Raw genomic sequence first — 17,321 nt, 5'->3', positions numbered from 1 at the left:
ATCTACCACTCAATCCTTTCGACTGGCACAGGGGCAGCATTTTGCTCTATTTTTGAAACTTTTCCGTTTTTAACGTGAATGACCCGATCAGCCATTTGGGTAATGGCTAGATTATGAGTAATGACAATAACCGTTTTCCCTGTTTGGCGACAACTGTCCTGCAATAGCTTCAATATGTTCTTTCCCGTATTGTAATCGAGCGCACCCGTCGGCTCATCACATAGCAATACCTTGGGGTTCTTCGCGAGTGCTCTTGCAATCGACACACGTTGCTGTTCCCCACCCGATAGCTGTGCAGGAAAGTTAAGCATACGCTCCGAAAGCCCAACCTGAGCAAGTACTTCCTTCGCATCTAATGGTTCTTTACAAATTTCTGAGGCAAGTTCAACATTCTCAAGTGCCGTCAAATTCTGTACTAGGTTGTAGAACTGAAACACAAATCCGACATCATATCTACGGTAATCGGTTAATTGCTTTTCGTTTAAATTGCTGATCTCACGGCCATCTAATGTAATCGTTCCACTGTCACAACAATCCATTCCTCCTAGCATATTCAAAAGTGTCGTTTTTCCTGATCCGCTTGGGCCGACAATGACACAAAACTCACCCTTTTCGATATTAAAGCTGATCTGATCTGTTGCAGCAATTTTATGTTCACCCATTTGATAACCTTTACTCACGTTCTCAAATAATATAAAATCTTTCATAGCTTATTCTCCTCGCTATCCATAATACCTACGGAAAGTTCAATTAATCTAATCATATCCAATACATTTCCTTCGCCTAAACCTTTTACAAGCACGTCAAAGTATCTAACCACTTCTTCTTGTTTCCCTCTAATAAAAGCTTCTCCGGCTGATGTTAGCGATACAGTCATCCGCCGTCTGTCATTCTCAGACATCTCCATCGTGACATATCCCTTTTTTCTTAATGTGGAAAGAGCAGCCGTAATTCTCGATCTTGATACATGGAGTTTATCACTCAGTATGGAGGGATTAATTTCTGAATGACTATTTTGAGATAAATAGTGAAGCATATGCAGTTCTCCTTGTAAGAACTCAGCAAGATGGCTGAAAGCCTCCATATCGTACATCCGCGCAAGAGACATCATCAATTTTCTTATTAATAGCTGGTTTTCCATCGTGAACCTCCACATCAAAAGTAGTACATAGTGTTTACAGTATATATTGTGTATTATATAAAATATAAGTGATTATTACAATCCCTCTTATTAGTGAGGGCCCTTCCTCGCATAACCCAGATGTTTATAGTAAAATGGTGTCAAAGCTTTACTATACGATGAGGAGGTGTCCGAATGGCTATTAGTTTCACTCGATCTATTGTAGATAGATTAAATAAAGAAATAGCTGAAATTCACGACAAAAGTCTGAATGAAAAGAAAAAAGCCGAGAAGGCACTTTCTAAAATAAATCAATTGCAAAAAGATATGAAATTAAGTACTTCAGCCCACGACTTAAGCAGTAAAATGAGTCGCATAAGCAAATTGAAAGAAGATATCAAACAAATCAATTTTTTACAAGCTGATTTATCAAAACAGTTGGTTACTAAAAACACCTTGCTCAATCAGCAACTCCCCAAAGTTCAACAACTGGGAGTCGACAAAAAACAAGAATAAGACGACAAGAAGCCCCCTTTCCACTTTTGTGGTTTAGAGGGCTTCTTTCCTTTTATGGGTTACGTTATATCATTTCAATACCCTTAGCCAGATAAGCGGCTCCTATTATTCCCACACGGTTTCCAATCTTTGCTTTTTCAATAATGATCGGTTTACGCGTCATTTCTCGCAGTGTTTTATCCAGTCGGCCCCACCATAGATCCGCTGTATCAATCAACCCACCACCGATGACGATCACTCCACCGATTCCGAGTACCTGCTGAAGTCATAATCCCTTCCTTGACTCTCCACTTTTCTCCATCGCAGATATGTATTGTGCAGTAATTAATTGTGGGCGCGTAATGGCTGATCCGACAACTACGAAATAAGCACCATGCTCAAGCGCTATCCTAGCTTGCTCCGGCGTCGATATTCCACCCTCCGCTATGACCGGAACGGTAAGCTTCTCTGACAGCCGCTTCACTAATTCTAAGCGTGGGAGGGGTCCTTCACTATAAGGCGTATAACCAGCTAAGGTCGTCGAGATATAGTCCGCTCCATATTCAGCAGCTTGTATCCCTTCTTCATATGTCGATATATCCGCCATAATAACGATGCCTCTTTGCTTTAACTGAATCATCGTTTCTTTCAGATCCAAACCATCAGGACGAGGGCGATCAGTAGCGTCTAGCGCCACGATATGCGCACCTGCCTCATGTACGTCAATCGCATCCTGTAGGGTCGGTGTAATATACATTTCGAACCCTTCGTAATCCCTCTTCCATAGCCCGATGACTGGCAGATCTACGGCCGCTCGAATCGCTCGAATATCCTCAGGGCTGTTTGAACGGATTCCCTTCGCTCCCCCTTCACGTGCAGCACGGGCCATCACGGCCATATGATACGAACCATGCAAAGGTTCATGCGACAGTGCTTGACACGAAACAACTAAACTTTTAGGAGCAATAATAGATATCATGAACCATTCACCTCTTATTTAAATTTTCTAGAACGTATAGACCCGCTCATATACTGTTCAATCATTTACAATGCTCCCAGTGAAGGCCATTTCATCTCGACCCCGGCATCACGAAGCCATCCTTGATAGCTGACCAATACATCCTGATTTCCACGAACGGCTCGCGGCTGCATCTGATGCTCGATACAATATGCCGCCAAATATCCAGCAGCTTCACCAATATTCCATTCGACTGGATGTAGCCTGTAGCAACCGTTGGTAATGTGAGTTGTCCCAATATTTTTGCAGGCTGCAATCAAATTGTTAACTCGTACTGGAATTAAGCTACCAAGCGGAATTTCAAACGGTAGACAGGGAACGTCAATATACGTTCGCAGTGCTGTGCTCGGGTGCAAATCGATGCGATAGCCGCCAATCCCAACCGAATCGTGATAGTCCTTCGCCTTGCCGTCCTTTCTGCATGCCGGACTCACATCCTGTTCTACTATCGTCGTCTCCGCTCGAATACGTCTGGACTCACGTATGTAAGGCATCTTCGCCAATCCGTCCAAAGTGCCGGCCACATCCCCGCGCAGCCTGAGGCCTGGATACCCAGATTTCCCGTCTGGACGAGGTGCCTCCGTCTGCATCCAGTATAGTAAAGATAAACTCAGTTGTCGTGCGCTTTCGAGATGCTTCTTGCGCTCCGCCTCTTCCACATCAATAATCGAACCCAGCCAATAATCATTCTGCGGCCAGTTGACCAACGTAATATCGCTCTCAAATGCACCTTCTTCAAACTGGCTACGATCGATTAGCCGACGATATTTCCATAGTGAGAATGATTTATCATCCGGGAAGAAGCTATAATGGTTCGGCTCTAGCGTATGAGGAACGAGCCCTGTCCAGCTTAACTGCTGATCCGGCCAGAAATCCGCCCTATACTGCTTCCAAAAATCATACTGCTCTGGCTTAGTAATGGTGAAATTTTGTCCCTCTATATGGTCAATCGCATAACACCAGGTAAAAGCCTGCATATCCATCGGATCAGCTTGGCCGGAAAGTGCATGTGCCTCTCCGGTTTCCCGTATGGATTCGGCTCCCGTTACATATTCCGTTCCGGTCATCGGGAGCAGGTCCCCTTCATCCGTCGCGTCCAAAAAGTAAGGAGCCGTTAGAACCGTCACATCCCCTGTCAATTTGCTTCGGACATGAATGGCATGAATGGTATCTCCCTCTGTTTCTGCCCGCAAAGGCTTGTGATTCTCCATAATCAGTAGCGTTCCCCTATGAACATAAGGTGCCAGCATATCGCGTAAAACGGCAAGTGCAACAGTCGGTTCATGCGCAATTCTACTAACTGACGCATTTCCTGGACTGAAATGAATAGCGGCCTGTGCCGATGGCTGAAGCCGGAAGTTTCTTTTGTAATAATCCCTTACTCGCGTACGGAATCCCCGATAGCTTGCCGTGCTGCCGAACTGTTCTATCCATGGGTGCTCATCAGGCGGCACAGCTTGGCTAGTCAACTGACCCCCAATCCAATCCGATTCCTCTGTCATAATGACGGTTTTACCAGCTTTAGATGCAGCTAGGGCAGCAGCACAACCGCCGGTGCTTCCTCCGATAATGATGATATCCGCTTGCTTATGCATTTCCATCTTAAGTTCTCCCTTCATTCTTCAGTAAACACTCCATATACTCGGAATATTCCATCGTCTTCGTCATCGTACTTTTCGCCTTCATCAGTCAAATAGACTCTCATCCAGCATGGCAAGCAGCAGTCCTGCAGAAGTAATCGCATTCGTCCAGCCGCTCTCCATGCAATAAGGCCCCCAGCCGGTGTCACCGTTATTTCCGAAATATTCACCTTTGTTTAAATCGAAAGCACGCATCCAACCGCCGTCATAACGACCATCCGCACTTCTGATTTGAATACTCCTCATAAAAGCCGATACTTCTTCATGAAGCATCTTGTATTGTGGGTTGCCGGTAGACCGCCACGACTCCCAGCTGTTCATCACAAGAAAGTTGTTCGTATACAGCTGATCCGCAATCCCTTCGCCATTGGCAATATAGACGCCCGCATCTTCCTGTCCAAACCGCTCTGGATCCGGATTATCTGCTTCTTCAATTCCGCCGAGGCGATGCTGATGAACGGATAAATAGTCCATCGTTCGGCGGAGCCCCGCTTCAATCTCACCTGTCTGATCATACTTGCACAAGAATCCGAGCGGAAGCAGTAACCTTGTCACACCTGAAGTACGGCTGTACATAAACTTCAGCTCATCCCACTTCGCTAATAACGCCCGAGATCCGAGAAGCGCCGATTCCAAATACGTCTCTTCTCCCGTTACGAGAAAGGCTTGGATAAACGCCGCATGTGTGATGCTTTCAAAATGCGGGTTCAAGCTAGGATCAAGCTTTGCCGCCCCCTCTTTACCAATCTCGGAAAGCTGTGCACGTGTAAGCACATTCGGTCTTAGTCCATCCTGACGCTGTGTTGACAGCAGCCCTTCTGCAATCAGCATGCCTCTTTCCCGGTAGATCTCCTTGCCAGTCTTACGATATACATATAACAGTACGAAGCAGACCCAGGCATTATCGTCTGTAAACAGCTGATGTGGATACTTTCCCGGGAAATCATACCACTTGAAAAAGCCATAGGAAGGCGATGTCGGATCCATATCCTGATAGCCTTGATCAAACAAGTAATGAAGAATACGGTCCGAAGCGTCCAGCGATTGCATGTCATTTGTCCATCTGCCATATAAATGAAGCATCAGTGCCGTATGCGCATGGCAATCCGGGCGACGATCTGGAGACAGCTGCGACGTGACGGAGTGAATATTTTCATATACACCTTCTGAGCCATCGGCGATTGGGAGCATGCCGGAGTTCATGAACCAACTACGATTCGCCTCCACTGCTTGCTCTGCAGTTACCTCTCCTGCCGTACTCATAAACGGTGCCCATAATTGAAACGGAATACCCGATTCATCCGCTAAATGCCGAATAAACGGCGCCCAACGGCTATAAGGCCGGAGCGTTTCCGGCTGATCGCAGGAAAATAAAGAGAAGGCCGAGTATACGACCGTGCCTTTTCCGAGCTTTCGAATCATAAGCCCCGGAAGCGCAGTCTTTCCCTTCTCCTCACTTTGGTGTGTATCATGGTAAACACCGAAGGAGAGCTTAACTTCTGAATCGAAATGAAATCCGCGGAGCATTGCCCCTGACCACTCAAGCAATTCTCCCGCCACCATCCCCGGAATATTCTGATCATTTCGCAGCTTCTCCACTGTTCTTCTCGTTGCCTTGAAATCCTGCTTCCAACCGAATAAGCGGGAGCTTGGAAAATCAAATGCCTCCACCATTTCCGCATAGATGCTCCCTCCCTGCTCGGTAAACTTCCAAAGCTTGGTGCATGCCTCGGCTGAAAGTGCGGAAGGCTTATCCAATGATGCAGATCCAATGAGTAACACCGCATCATACTTATCCAATGTGACCGTATTCAATTCTATCCATGTATAGCGATCTGCCACTTCAATCGGCTGCAATCGAAGATCCAGGTTCTCGCTAACGAATAAAGCCGTTTTCATATTAAGTTCATCCTCCTTCAAGGTTTTTAATCATTTTATTCATTACTCCGCCCTTTTCCGTACAAGCTTTGATACTCCGTTGGCGTAAAGCTCGTCACTTTTTTAAATGCTTTGCTGAAGGAATGAATCGATTGATAATGTAAGTCCTCCGAAATTTGCGTGATGCTGCTCCGGCCAGACTGCAGCCTGCTCATCGCCCTCATCATCCGCCGCTGAACCCAATATGCCTGCAAAGAAACGCTCATCTCCGCGCGAAACACGTGCGACAAATAAGAATAGCTGTACCCTAATACCTCTGCGACTTGACCAAGCTCATCAATCTTCTCTATATGTTGGTCTATATACTGTACCGTTTGATACAATAGCTCTTTCTTATTAAATGTTTTTTCTATCCCTTTTGGTGGGCTTCCGACACCTTCCAATAAGCGCCCCGCCTGAACGATGATTCGGTTGAGTAAGCTATCCAGCATCGTTTGCGTATAGTGGTCCTGAATCTGCAATTCGTTTATCAGTTCAAAAAAGAGCTCATCCATGCCTGCAGTATCACAAATCACCTGGTGGCCGTCGCCTGCTCGAAATACAGCCTCCAGCCCTTGCTTGCCCACCGGACTCATCTCAACAGTTACAAACCGTATCGCTTTGTTTGACTTCTCTGCTGCTGTGATCTGATAGCTGTAACACGGCTTGATCCAAATCAATTGCCGATGCGGCAGATGTACCAGTTTCCCTTCTACCGCTACATCTGCGTTTCCAGACAGCATGTAAATTAACAGGTGCTCGTCGGCTGAAGACCGTCCTTCCGACTCATAGCAGCAGCGGTCATGTACTTGATGTAGCAGTACTTGGCTCAATCTGAATGTCCGATCTAAAAACCGTTTGTCGAATCCGGCTACTACTTTTCCCGCAGGATAAGCCGTTACTGTTCTCGTCAACGACATGATAAGCCCTCCTTTTCAAACTGAATTAAGTATCGAAAGAACAGTAAATGACCTGTCAGCGCCAGCTCCTCCATGCACATGAAATTCAATAAATCTTATTACTATCTTTACATTTTATTTAACCTCAAACCGTGCTGTACTGTAATCCTAGTATCTTATGAAAACAAGGAAAATCTTTAGATGTTGTAACAAAAAAGAAGCTATCCCTAGGTCATCAAGACTTTGCGGGATAGCTTCTTTTTTTATTAGTTATTTCTTTCCTTCATACCATGTGGTCAGCTCATCCATAACTTCTGCTCCGCCTTGCGATTTCCAATTCGTTACAAACTTATTGTAGTCGTCCAGCGACTCTGCCCCTGCTATTACTTTAATAATATAATCGTTCTCCAACTTATTCAGCAGTTGCAAATTGTTAGCAACAACCGGAAGCGGAGGAGCAAGTAGCGTTGGGTCACTCCGTGAGATTGGAATCTGCTTTTCTTGAATTTCATCAAAGGTTGCATGCAATATTGGATCCTTTCGGACACGAAGTAGCCATAGATCTTCAAATGCCGCTGCATCCGTACTCGTCATGAACCAGTCAGAGTTGCCGCGATCCGTATTGAATGCAGGCAGAATGGGTAGCATATTTCCTTCGCTGTCATTACTGTAATGTACACCTTCAACTCCGATCGCCATCTCTTTGAACAATTCCGGCTCCACTTTCATATTCATATATTTCATTGCTTCTTCTTTGTTCTTGGACGATTTAGGAATGGCAATATACCAGCTTACACCGCCGCCTTGAACCCAGTTACCTATTTCACCATCCTCACCTTTTAAAGAGGTGATTAACGTAATTTCAGCATCCGGATCATTTTTCTTTAATGCTTCCGTTACAGGTGCCGCGAGTCCCCATCCGTAAGTCATAATACCGGCTTTACCAGTTGTAAATTTTTGTTGGATCGTTTCCGTTTTATTTACCGGCCATTCGGGATCCATTAGTCCTTCTTTATAAAGCTTATTCATAAAAGCAAGATATTCTTTCATGCCCGGCCCTTCCAAACGGTGGATCAGCTTGCCATCTTGTTCATCAAAACTGGTCACAACACCAAATGCACCGGAAATTTCAGGGATCACGCTTTCAAATCCAGTCAAAGGCACGATACCTTTTTTCTCTTTAATCGCTACGAGTAGCGCATAAAATTCATCGATTGTCGTCGGAACCTGCATATTCAGCTCATCTAGCAGATTCTGATTTATTGCCAGTGCACTGCCGACAAATCCGCGCGGATGTTTTTCCGGAATACCGTAAATTTGGCCATCTACCTTCGCGTTTTCGAAGAATTCAGAAGGAGTTGCTTTGAGCAAATCTTGTCCATGCTCCTCCAAAAGCGTATTCAACGGCTCAAGCGCGCCTTGCACCGCAAGACGATTGTACTGTGTGCCCGAAAGCTTCACGATATCGTAAGGCTCATTGTTAGCCATCAATATGTTTAGCTTGTCATCCGGATTTTCGAGCGGGAGTGTTTCATACTTCACCTTGTAACCTGTTTTTTCCTCTAGAAATGCAGCAACCGGATCCTTATTCGGATCAAAGTTCCGTTGGAATCCAAGCTGCTTTAGAACTGGCTTTGTCTGATCCGCTGATGCACCGTTATTACCTGCAGCGGGATTGCTGTTTCCACTGTTTGACCCGCTACCGCAAGCGGTAAGCATGGCCGTAATGAGAACGAAAATAATACCAATACTTAATCTCTTGTTCACCGTATTTCCCCCATTCATGGATGTGTTTCTTGTATACGCTTTCAAGATTATCATAGGTCATCAAACTTGTATTTGTCTGAAGACGTTTCCTTTGTTGTCCTAAATCGCTTCCTCATTATTTTTAACCGCTCGGATTTACATTATCAATAGCTACCGGAATAGTGATACGAACCCGGATACCTTGATGTTCACGTGCTTCATATTTAACTCCTGCTTCTGTCCCAAAATAAAGCCTAAGCTTATCCTTCACATTTCGGATCCCATATCCTGTCTCAAGAGAGTCGCTATTGAGATGATCAAGCTTGTCCTTCGTCATCCCTACCCCGTTATCTTCGACGACAAACACAACCTTATTCTCCTCTATAAAACATTTAATTTGGATTTCTCCAGATTTATCGCGCTTCTCCCTAATTCCGTGCAATATCGAATTTTCCACTACAGGCTGCAAAATCAACTTCACAGTATTAAGCTTCACAACCTCTGGTTCCACATGAACCGAGTACTCAATCTGTCCGCCAAAACGTCGGTTTTGGATATCTAGATACATTCTTACATGCGCCAGCTCATCAGTTATCGGAATGATGTCACGCCCTTGGCTAAGGCTTATCCGGAAAAATTGAGATAGTTGACCCGCGACATCGCTAATTTCGCTTGCACCCTTCTCTAACGCCATCCAATGGATGAGATCCAATGTATTATAGAGAAAGTGTGGATTAATTTGCGCATGAAGCGCCTGCAACTGTGCCGTTTTTTTCTCCGTCTCTATTTGATATTTCTCTTGAATCATCTTCCGCATACTTACACTCATCCGGTTCAAATGAGATTGTAGCACACCGATTTCATCATGAGATGTAACAAGATTATTTGAATCCCAATTCTCCAATTCAATCTGTTTAATTTGCTCTAGAAGTGGTTTAATTCTGCGGGTCAGCCCCTCCGAGAAAGCAACAGCAAGTATTACGCCAAAAAATGATACAACGATTAACAAGATCAGCAGCTGGTAGGTCCACTGCCTGCTTTCCGAATATATTTCTTCCTTCGGTATATGAGCAACCAATTGCCAGCTCGTACCGTCAATTCGTTTGCTTGTCAGAAAATGTGTTTTCATATCGACCGATTCGACCGATTGTCCAATATCGGACGGGTCGATACTGGAAATAATGTGATTACTTTTATCCAATAAATAGACCTTTCCGGTGCTTGTGATTTGAGTCTCTTTAATAATTTGCTGAAAGGTATCTTCTAAAATATCGATGGACAGAACGGCTAATAGAGCTCCATTAAATCCATTCGTGTACAACGGCCTAACGCAGGAAACAATATTTTGCTTGCCCCGTTCGCCATAATAATCGTATTCATAGGTTGAGCGGCAGTAAATCCCCTCTGAATTATTCAGCATTTCTTTGTACCACGCATCCTGTTGAATGGTGGACAATGCAAATAGTGTGCTGTTATCTCGCGTGTAAATGCTCGTCGCGTTTGCATATAGCCTGATACTGTAAATTTCACGACTGTTTTGCGCAGATCTCAAAATTTGCAATATTTTATTGTAGTCATCAATTTGATTTTTTAATGGTATGTCTTGACTTCCTCTGTTCAACATTACGTTCAATTCTTGATTCATGAACAGAATACTGGAGACGTCTTTCACATTGCTGAGCTTGTATGATAGAAACGAGTTCGCCTGGTTAATCGCCCGTTCCATCGATTGCTCTACCCGGTTCTCCAAAATTCGAATCGTATTTTGATAGATAATCATGGAAACTAATCCAACCGTAATAAAGATCAAAGCCATAAATATGATCATAAGCTTTGTCTTGATGCGGATGCGCGATATTTTTTCGCGAAAAACGACCTTCTGCTTCATCATTTCTCTTGTAGGGTATCCCGAAATTGCGATGGAACGACCCCGGTCAGTTTGCGAAACACCTTGGCAAAGTAATTGGCATCATGATAGCCAACCAACACCGATATTTCATAAAGCTTCAATTTACGGTCGCGAAGAAGTCGTTTGGCCTGTTCAATCCGGTATTGGGTAACGTAATCATTAATCGATACGCCTTTTTCTTTCTTGAACAAAATACACATATAGGTTGGGGCCAGATAAACATGGGTTGCTAACGTATTGATAGAGACATCTTTATTATAATTTTCTTGAATAAAACAGATGATCTCACGGATAACCGTTTTGTCACTCGTATCGGTCTGGGCAAGTGCTTCCTGAATCATTTCCAAGCGCTGTAGCATAAATTTACGTATCGTGAACAGCTCACCTGATACGAACATAGTAGCCCACAATTGATCATTCTCAAATTCCCACATCGTTTCCGAATAGATGCGAGTCAGTGCCACATACCAGCGGAATAGCTTCTTTCGTACGCCCTCCACATCAACTGGAGTAAACAAGAGTAGTTCATTAATAGTCTGGTCCAGCCATTCGGTGGCTTCCTTTAATTGCTTACCTCTAAGCAGCTCCTCGAATTTGATAAGGGCCTGTTTATCAAATAAACTGGACTGGTAGCTGCAAGGCGGAAGTTGGCTGTACCAGATAACCGTATTCCATCCTCGATAGAACCGATATGAAAGGGCTTTCACAGATTGTTCATAAGAAGCGCTGCAACCATTCAAATGCGGATACACCTCTCCAACCCCAGCTGTAATTCCAATTCCCTCATGCCCATTGCGACGGGTTATGCGATTCAACCATATAGCTAAACGGTCGTCACCGCGCTGCGTGGCCAGTGCCGCGCATGCAATCCCGATCCCGTCCACTAAAGCGGTCAATATAGGGAGCCCTGCTGAAGCCGCTTCTATTTCCGCGTCCTTCTGAAAGCGCTGTCTCGAATCCTCATTTTGAAAGCCGAACGCGATGCATTGGTAATACCCCTTTGTTGGCAAAGCAGGGTGCAGCCGCGCGATATCATCTTCGATCGAAGCATACTCCGTCTCGTTATAAGGAGACAGCTTCAATAATGTCTTTAACAAGCGCTCCATCAGCTCCGGCTTGCTACGTTCAAATTGTTCCAGCATAGCATGTAGCTCCTGCTCCTCTGATTTCGATTCCTTAATCACTTTCACAGTTTCCTCTAGTAATTGCGTCAGCTCCGACATTTGAATCGGTTTGAGCATATAATCGACAGCTTGCAGCTTTATCGCCGATTTTAAATAGTCAATATCGTTAAACCCGCTTAAAAATATGATTTTGCACGCCGGATCAATTTGCCGGATACGCTGTGCAAACTCAATTCCGTCCATTCTGGGCATCCGAACGTCGCATAGAACGAGTTCCGGACGAATAAGAATAAACTGCTCATAGGCCTCCATTCCATCCTCCGCTTCGCCGGCAATATCGATGCCGATCCGGCTCCAATCAATAAACCGACGAAGACCGCTTCTTGTCATGGGCTCGTCATCAACAAGTATCGCTTTTATCATGATTACACCCTCACTTCTTTTATCTTTATCTAATAATAACAGAAAGCCCTCTCATCGCCGATGTTAATAGATGGCAATGAAAGGGGGATTTTGAATATTTTTCAGCCCTTTACAGAGCCGACTAGTACACCTTTGACAAAATGCTTTTGCAAAAATGGATATACCAATAAAATCGGTATCGTCGCCGTTACGATCGATGCAGCCCTCACAGCTTCAGGTGCCTGATTCAAATCGCGGTTGACGTCGATCTGTCCGGCCGTTGTAAGCACCTCCGTCGTAGATGCGATTAATTCCTTCAAATAGAGCTGCAATGTTTTTAATTCCGGCGAAGTTATATAGATCATCGCGCTAAAGTAACTGTTCCATAATAATACGGCGTAAAAGAGTCCTACCGTCGCCAGCACCGGCTTGGCAAGCGGAAGTATGATGCTAAACAGGATACGCATATTCGAAGCACCATCCAGCTTGGCGGATTCCTCTAAGCCTTCCGGAAGCGCCTCGAAGAAGTTTTTAATAATCAGCATGTAAAAGACGTTTATCAGGCCCGGTACGAATAGTGCCCAAATCGTATTTATAAGTTCCAAATCACGCATGACCAGGTAAGTCGGAATGATCCCACCGTTAAACAGCATCGTGAAGACATAGATCAGAAGCAGCTGCTTGCGGAATTTCAAATCCGGCTTTGACAGCGGGTACGCCGCTAATACCGTCATAAACAGTGATGCTAAAGTTCCAATAGCCGTAACAATAATCGTTATTTTGAATGAGTTCAGAAACTGCGCATTGCCGAGCACCATTTTATAAGTGCCTATCTGAAAATCGACTGGAAAGAATGAGACGAGACCGGATACAACTGCTGCTTCACCGCTGAACGACTTAGCGATGACATTGAGAAAGGGAAATAACGCAAGAAAGCCTAATGACAAAAAGAAGCAGTAATTCAAAACAGTAAACAACCGTTCTCCGAATGATGCCTTAATTGAATTATTTTTCTTAAGCGGTTTTAAGAGTGATTTTGCTATTTCCATTACCAGATGCTCCTTCCGAAAAGCTTTTTGCAAAGCGAATTACCGGATACAACCAACGTGAAGGCAACAACAGATTCGAACATACCCACAGCTGTAGAGAAGCTGTAATCAGATGCTCCGATTCCGACTCGATACACATACGTTCCGATAACATCTGCTACGTCATATACGACTGGATTATACATGACGAGAATTTGTTCTGTTCCAGCTTCAAGCACACTTCCTAATCGCAAAATAAGCATCAGGATAATGGTTGAAACAATGCCCGGAATCGTAACGTGGATCATCTGCTGTAGCTTGCTTGCGCCGTCAATCTTAGCCGCTTCATACAATTGAGGGTCGATACCTGCAATCGCTGCCAAAAAAATGATCGTTCCCCATCCGACATCCTTCCACCCCTCCGTTAAGACTAGCAGTGAACGAAATACCTTCGGATCCATAAAGAACGCGATACGCTCCCCACCGAAAAAGTCGATTACTGTGTTTACAATACCGTCATTGAGCGATAACAGGTTAACGAATAATCCGCTGATTATGACCCATGAAATAAAATGTGGTAAATAAATAACCGATTGAATGACACGTTTAAACATCATTTTACGAATTTCGTTTAGTAAAATCGCTACGATAATCGGAGCCGGAAACAAAAAAATCAGCTTGAACACGCTAATCAACAGGGTATTAGTGAGAACGTTTAAAAATTCATCGTTCACAAAGAGTCTCTCAAAATGCTTGAGGCCTACCCACGGACTGTCTCCTATACCTTTAAAGATGTTGAAATCCTGAAAGGCGATAATTAATCCATACATAGGCGTATACTTCAGCAAGAATAGGAACAATAGTCCCGGTACGAGCATAAGATAAAGATCGTAATCCTTGATTATCGCTTTCCAGGTTCTAGATTTCTTTGTTGCTACCTGTGTCACTCTCATACTTTAGGACTCCTTTGGGTGTGATATAGAGGCTGAGTGTGCTTCTACATCTCATTATCCATAAGATATTCAAGCATGAAAATATTGCAATCTTAATAAAAAGAAGAAAATCTAAAGGTCATCCTTTAATCTGGCCCCTTAGTCAAGGACACATAAAAAAGGAGTGGTTAACGATTCCACCCTTTCCATACGAAAGGTACCCATAGTCTGAACACTTTTTTAGTGTCCACTCTATGGGTACCCGTTTACCTTCGTTGGTTTCAAATGAATGATGATCGATGTGAAATATTTCAGTAATATTTCACCTACCGACAGTTAGATCACATTTCTGACCGTTCAGCGCAGCGCAGTGCACTTAATTAATATCACTATCTTTTGCACTTCTCCGGAACAGCTTAAGCATTTCATTGATGATAAGAGGAACTAAACCCAAAGCGATGACTAATCCCCAATCAGCAAATGAGAGAAATTGCACCTTAAATGCTGTCGCAAGGAACGGTATGGAAATAACCCCGAATTGTAGCACTAATCCGATGATTATTGCCCCTAACAAGTACTTATTTGTAAATAGCCCCACTTGAAATATGTTCTTCGTCTCGCTTCTCATTGATAATGAGTAGAACAATTGTGAAGTTGCAAGTACCACAAAAGCCATCGTCCTCGCATATGTCATAGCGTCCTCAGAGATATCATTTGAGCCCAGATTATATCCATGTTCATATAACCCCACATAAAAGGCAACTAAAGTTAACGTCCCGATCAGGGTTCCACCGATAACAGCTCTTATTCCTGCGCCCTTCGCGAAGAAACCTTCATTAGGATCTCTTGGCTTCTTCTTCATCACATCTTTCTCACCAGGGTCAACACCAAGCGCAATCGCTGGCAACGTATCCGTCACAAGATTGATCCAGAGGATCTGGGTTGGCAGAAGCGGTATCGGCCAGAAGAAAAGGATCGAGGCAAGAATAGCAATAACTTCCCCCAAGTTACACGATAGAAGAAAGACAACAGCCTTCCGAATATTCAAATAAATATTCCTTCCTTCTTTAATCGCATGAACGATGGTCGTGAAGTTATCATCTGTTAATACCATATCACTAGCACCCTTGGAAACATCTGTCCCAGTAATCCCCATGGCTACACCGATGTCTGCATATTTTAAAGAAGGAGCATCGTTCACTCCATCACCAGTCATGGAGACGATATTCCCTTGAGCCTTAAGGGCTCTAATAATCTTCACCTTATGCTCAGGTGAAACGCGAGCGAATACTCTATACTTACTAATTTGTTCTGAGAAGTCTTCATCAGACAATTCATCAATTTCAGCGCCAGTCATACTTTGCTCGATAGAATCTGCAATTCCTAGTTCTTTCGCTATCGCAAACGCAGTATTCTTATGGTCGCCAGTTATCATCACTGAAGTAATTCCAGCCACTTTCGCTTCCCGTATCGAATCCTTCACTTCAAGTCTCGGTGGGTCAATCATCCCAACGAATCCAAGTAGCGTAAGATCCTTCTCCATCTCGTCAGCGTCAATCATACGTTCGGTATCCTTATATGCGGCAGCCAGAACTCTTAAGGCATCATTCGACATTTCTTCAGCAATCGCAAGATATTGGGACTTCATTTCTTCTGTCAATGGCACTACTTCTCCATTAACGAGAACAGTAGTGGTAATCTGTAATAGTTGATCGATTGCACCTTTTGTATGTACTCGATAGCCGGATTTGATTTCATTTAATGTAGACATCAGTTTCCTGTCGGAATCAAAGGGCTTTTCGGAAACTCTTTTAAACTCGGCATCTAAGGATCTTTTGGTTAAATTATTGTTGTCACCGAATACGACTAAAGCTATTTCTGTAGGATCACCCGTTCCTTTTCCATGTTCGAAGGTCGCATCTGAACATAATACAAATGCTTTTATTAACTCAGTAGGAGCTTCATCCTTGATTGGATTTGGCGATGTGTAATGCTTTACGACTGTCATTTTATTTTGCGTAAGTGTACCTGTTTTGTCAGAGCAAATAATATTAACTGAGCCTAACGTTTCGACGGCCGTTAGCTTCTTCACGATGGCGTTAATCTTCGACATTCTTGTCACACCAAGCGCTAATACGATCGCTACAATCGCTGGAAGACCTTCTGGAATGGCCGCAACCGCTAAACTGATGGCAGTTAAGAGCATTTCGAATAGATCTCTTTTTTGGATCAGAGCAATGATAAATATAAACAAACATATACCAATCGCAATATACCCTAGCGTCTTACCGAGTTTCTCTAATTTTTTCTGTAGCGGGGTCAATTCCTTATTATCATCATCTAGAATCTTGGCTATCTTCCCCATTTCTGTATTCATAGCCGTAGCTACTGCAATTCCTTCGCCTCTGCCATAGGTAACAAGTGTAGACATAAATGCCATGTTAGACTTATCACCAATAGGAGTTTTGGGATTTGTATACAGCGCACCTGCATCTTTATCCGTCGGTACGGATTCACCTGTTAACGCAGATTCCTCAATTTGCAGGTTTGCACTCTCTAATAATCGTAAATCAGCTGAGATGAATCTCCCCGCATCTAAAATGATAATATCTCCGGGCACAATGTCCTCGGATTGGATTTCTTTCACTTCGCCATCACGTCTGACAAGCGCTTTTGGAGTTGTCATATTCTGCAAAGCTTCAATGGCTTTTTCTGCTTTATTCTCTTGAATCACACCGATCACCGCATTTAGAATGACGACGGCAAAAATAATGATCGTATCCATAACTTCCCCAATAATAAGTGTTACCACGGCAGCACCTAGAAGAACATAGATGAGCATATCCTTCATTTGTGCAAAGAAGAGGGATATCATGCTTTTCTTAGGTTTCCCCTCCAGCTTATTGGGTCCGTATTGTTCAAGCCTTGATTTAGCTTCTTCTGTTGTCAGCCCCGTTGCAACGTTTACTCTAAGCTCTTGCAGAACCTCTTCTTGCGATTTCGAGAACCACATCAAGAACATCCTTTCAGCTACATTCATTTTTTAATTTATTGAATCTTAGTTAATAATATCACAACTTTTACCTACAAA

Annotated in this window: 14 protein-coding genes; 1 reads left to right on the top strand and 13 read right to left on the bottom strand. The window is 43.8% G+C overall.

Translation table 11 applies throughout. The annotated features are described in order from the left end of the window. Window positions 1–2: 2 nt before the first annotated feature. Window positions 3–707 (bottom strand): ABC transporter ATP-binding protein, encoded by a 705-nt coding sequence (locus tag ACP8HI_RS01060; protein ID WP_438349314.1) that lies wholly within the window; start codon window positions 705–707, stop codon window positions 3–5. Further along, the gene (locus tag ACP8HI_RS01055; RefSeq protein ID WP_438349313.1) at window positions 704–1,141 is read right to left on the bottom strand and encodes a MarR family winged helix-turn-helix transcriptional regulator; all 438 of its coding nucleotides are present in this window, start codon (window positions 1,139–1,141) and stop codon (window positions 704–706) included. Before ACP8HI_RS01055 ends, ACP8HI_RS01060 begins: the two co-directional genes overlap by 4 nt. A 174-nt stretch (window positions 1,142–1,315) precedes the next feature. On the opposite strand from ACP8HI_RS01055, the gene ACP8HI_RS01050 reads away from it, so the two are divergent. Continuing rightward, entirely contained in the window at window positions 1,316–1,636 is a 321-nt protein-coding gene (locus ACP8HI_RS01050) for a hypothetical protein (protein WP_438349312.1), read from the top strand. Between the two features lie 64 nt (window positions 1,637–1,700). Here the strand turns inward: ACP8HI_RS01050 and ACP8HI_RS01045 are convergent, their stop codons facing one another. From ACP8HI_RS01045 to ACP8HI_RS00995, 11 genes are all read right to left on the bottom strand, one after another. Then, on the bottom strand, window positions 1,701–1,874 hold the full coding sequence (locus tag ACP8HI_RS01045; protein WP_438349311.1) for a hypothetical protein: 174 nt from the start codon (window positions 1,872–1,874) through the stop codon (window positions 1,701–1,703). A gap of 27 nt (window positions 1,875–1,901) precedes the next feature. Beyond that, on the bottom strand, window positions 1,902–2,594 hold the full coding sequence (locus ACP8HI_RS01040) for an N-acetylmannosamine-6-phosphate 2-epimerase (RefSeq protein WP_438349310.1): 693 nt from the start codon (window positions 2,592–2,594) through the stop codon (window positions 1,902–1,904). Between the two features lie 65 nt (window positions 2,595–2,659). Further along, a complete protein-coding gene (locus ACP8HI_RS01035) occupies window positions 2,660–4,234 on the bottom strand; it encodes an FAD-dependent oxidoreductase (protein ID WP_438349309.1) in 1,575 nt (524 codons plus the stop codon). Between the two features lie 84 nt (window positions 4,235–4,318). Continuing rightward, window positions 4,319–6,172, bottom strand: a complete 1,854-nt coding sequence (locus ACP8HI_RS01030; protein ID WP_438349308.1) for a hypothetical protein — start codon at window positions 6,170–6,172, stop codon at window positions 4,319–4,321. Window positions 6,173–6,207: 35 nt separating this feature from the next. Then, window positions 6,208–7,110, bottom strand: coding sequence for a helix-turn-helix domain-containing protein (locus ACP8HI_RS01025; RefSeq protein ID WP_438349307.1), 903 nt, complete (start codon window positions 7,108–7,110; stop codon window positions 6,208–6,210). A gap of 249 nt (window positions 7,111–7,359) precedes the next feature. After that, window positions 7,360–8,856 carry an extracellular solute-binding protein gene (locus ACP8HI_RS01020; RefSeq protein WP_438349306.1) on the bottom strand — a complete coding sequence of 499 codons (1,497 nt, stop codon included), beginning with the start codon at window positions 8,854–8,856 and terminating at the stop codon, window positions 7,360–7,362. Between the two features lie 121 nt (window positions 8,857–8,977). Further along, window positions 8,978–10,726, bottom strand: a complete 1,749-nt coding sequence (locus tag ACP8HI_RS01015) for a sensor histidine kinase (protein WP_438349305.1) — start codon at window positions 10,724–10,726, stop codon at window positions 8,978–8,980. Continuing rightward, window positions 10,723–12,291, bottom strand: coding sequence for a response regulator (locus tag ACP8HI_RS01010; protein ID WP_438349304.1), 1,569 nt, complete (start codon window positions 12,289–12,291; stop codon window positions 10,723–10,725). Before ACP8HI_RS01010 ends, ACP8HI_RS01015 begins: the two co-directional genes overlap by 4 nt. 101 nt (window positions 12,292–12,392) lie before the next feature. Continuing rightward, window positions 12,393–13,319 (bottom strand): carbohydrate ABC transporter permease, encoded by a 927-nt coding sequence (locus tag ACP8HI_RS01005; RefSeq protein WP_438349303.1) that lies wholly within the window; start codon window positions 13,317–13,319, stop codon window positions 12,393–12,395. Beyond that, window positions 13,319–14,251: an ABC transporter permease gene (locus tag ACP8HI_RS01000; RefSeq protein ID WP_438349302.1), complete on the bottom strand. Its 933-nt coding sequence runs from the start codon at window positions 14,249–14,251 to the stop codon at window positions 13,319–13,321. The genes ACP8HI_RS01005 and ACP8HI_RS01000 overlap by 1 nt, the downstream gene beginning before the upstream one ends. A 355-nt stretch (window positions 14,252–14,606) precedes the next feature. Next, window positions 14,607–17,252 carry a cation-translocating P-type ATPase gene (locus tag ACP8HI_RS00995; RefSeq protein ID WP_438351663.1) on the bottom strand — a complete coding sequence of 882 codons (2,646 nt, stop codon included), beginning with the start codon at window positions 17,250–17,252 and terminating at the stop codon, window positions 14,607–14,609. Window positions 17,253–17,321 lie beyond the last annotated feature (69 nt).

This window comes from Paenibacillus sp. FA6, assembly GCF_051550225.1.
Taxonomy (GTDB): Bacteria; Bacillota; Bacilli; order Paenibacillales; family Paenibacillaceae; genus Paenibacillus_AQ.
Note: the sequence above shows the minus strand (reverse complement) of the source record. Positions and strands in the feature narration are given on the sequence as shown.

Bases quoted from the DNA above. Each gene is read 5' to 3' on its own strand.
- ACP8HI_RS00995 (WP_438351663.1), bottom strand. From the start codon at position 17,252: ATGTTCTTGATGTGGTTCTCGAAATCGCAAGAAGAGGTTCTGCAAGAG.
- ACP8HI_RS01050 (WP_438349312.1), top strand. From the start codon at position 1,316: ATGGCTATTAGTTTCACTCGATCTATTGTAGATAGATTAAATAAAGAA.
- ACP8HI_RS01035 (WP_438349309.1), bottom strand. From the start codon at position 4,234: ATGGAAATGCATAAGCAAGCGGATATCATCATTATCGGAGGAAGCACC.
- ACP8HI_RS01060 (WP_438349314.1), bottom strand. From the start codon at position 707: ATGAAAGATTTTATATTATTTGAGAACGTGAGTAAAGGTTATCAAATG.
- ACP8HI_RS01025 (WP_438349307.1), bottom strand. From the start codon at position 7,110: ATGTCGTTGACGAGAACAGTAACGGCTTATCCTGCGGGAAAAGTAGTA.
- ACP8HI_RS01015 (WP_438349305.1), bottom strand. From the start codon at position 10,726: ATGATGAAGCAGAAGGTCGTTTTTCGCGAAAAAATATCGCGCATCCGC.
- ACP8HI_RS01005 (WP_438349303.1), bottom strand. From the start codon at position 13,319: ATGGAAATAGCAAAATCACTCTTAAAACCGCTTAAGAAAAATAATTCA.
- ACP8HI_RS01010 (WP_438349304.1), bottom strand. From the start codon at position 12,291: ATGATAAAAGCGATACTTGTTGATGACGAGCCCATGACAAGAAGCGGT.
- ACP8HI_RS01055 (WP_438349313.1), bottom strand. From the start codon at position 1,141: ATGGAAAACCAGCTATTAATAAGAAAATTGATGATGTCTCTTGCGCGG.
- ACP8HI_RS01030 (WP_438349308.1), bottom strand. From the start codon at position 6,172: ATGAAAACGGCTTTATTCGTTAGCGAGAACCTGGATCTTCGATTGCAG.
- ACP8HI_RS01000 (WP_438349302.1), bottom strand. From the start codon at position 14,251: ATGAGAGTGACACAGGTAGCAACAAAGAAATCTAGAACCTGGAAAGCG.
- ACP8HI_RS01040 (WP_438349310.1), bottom strand. From the start codon at position 2,594: ATGATATCTATTATTGCTCCTAAAAGTTTAGTTGTTTCGTGTCAAGCA.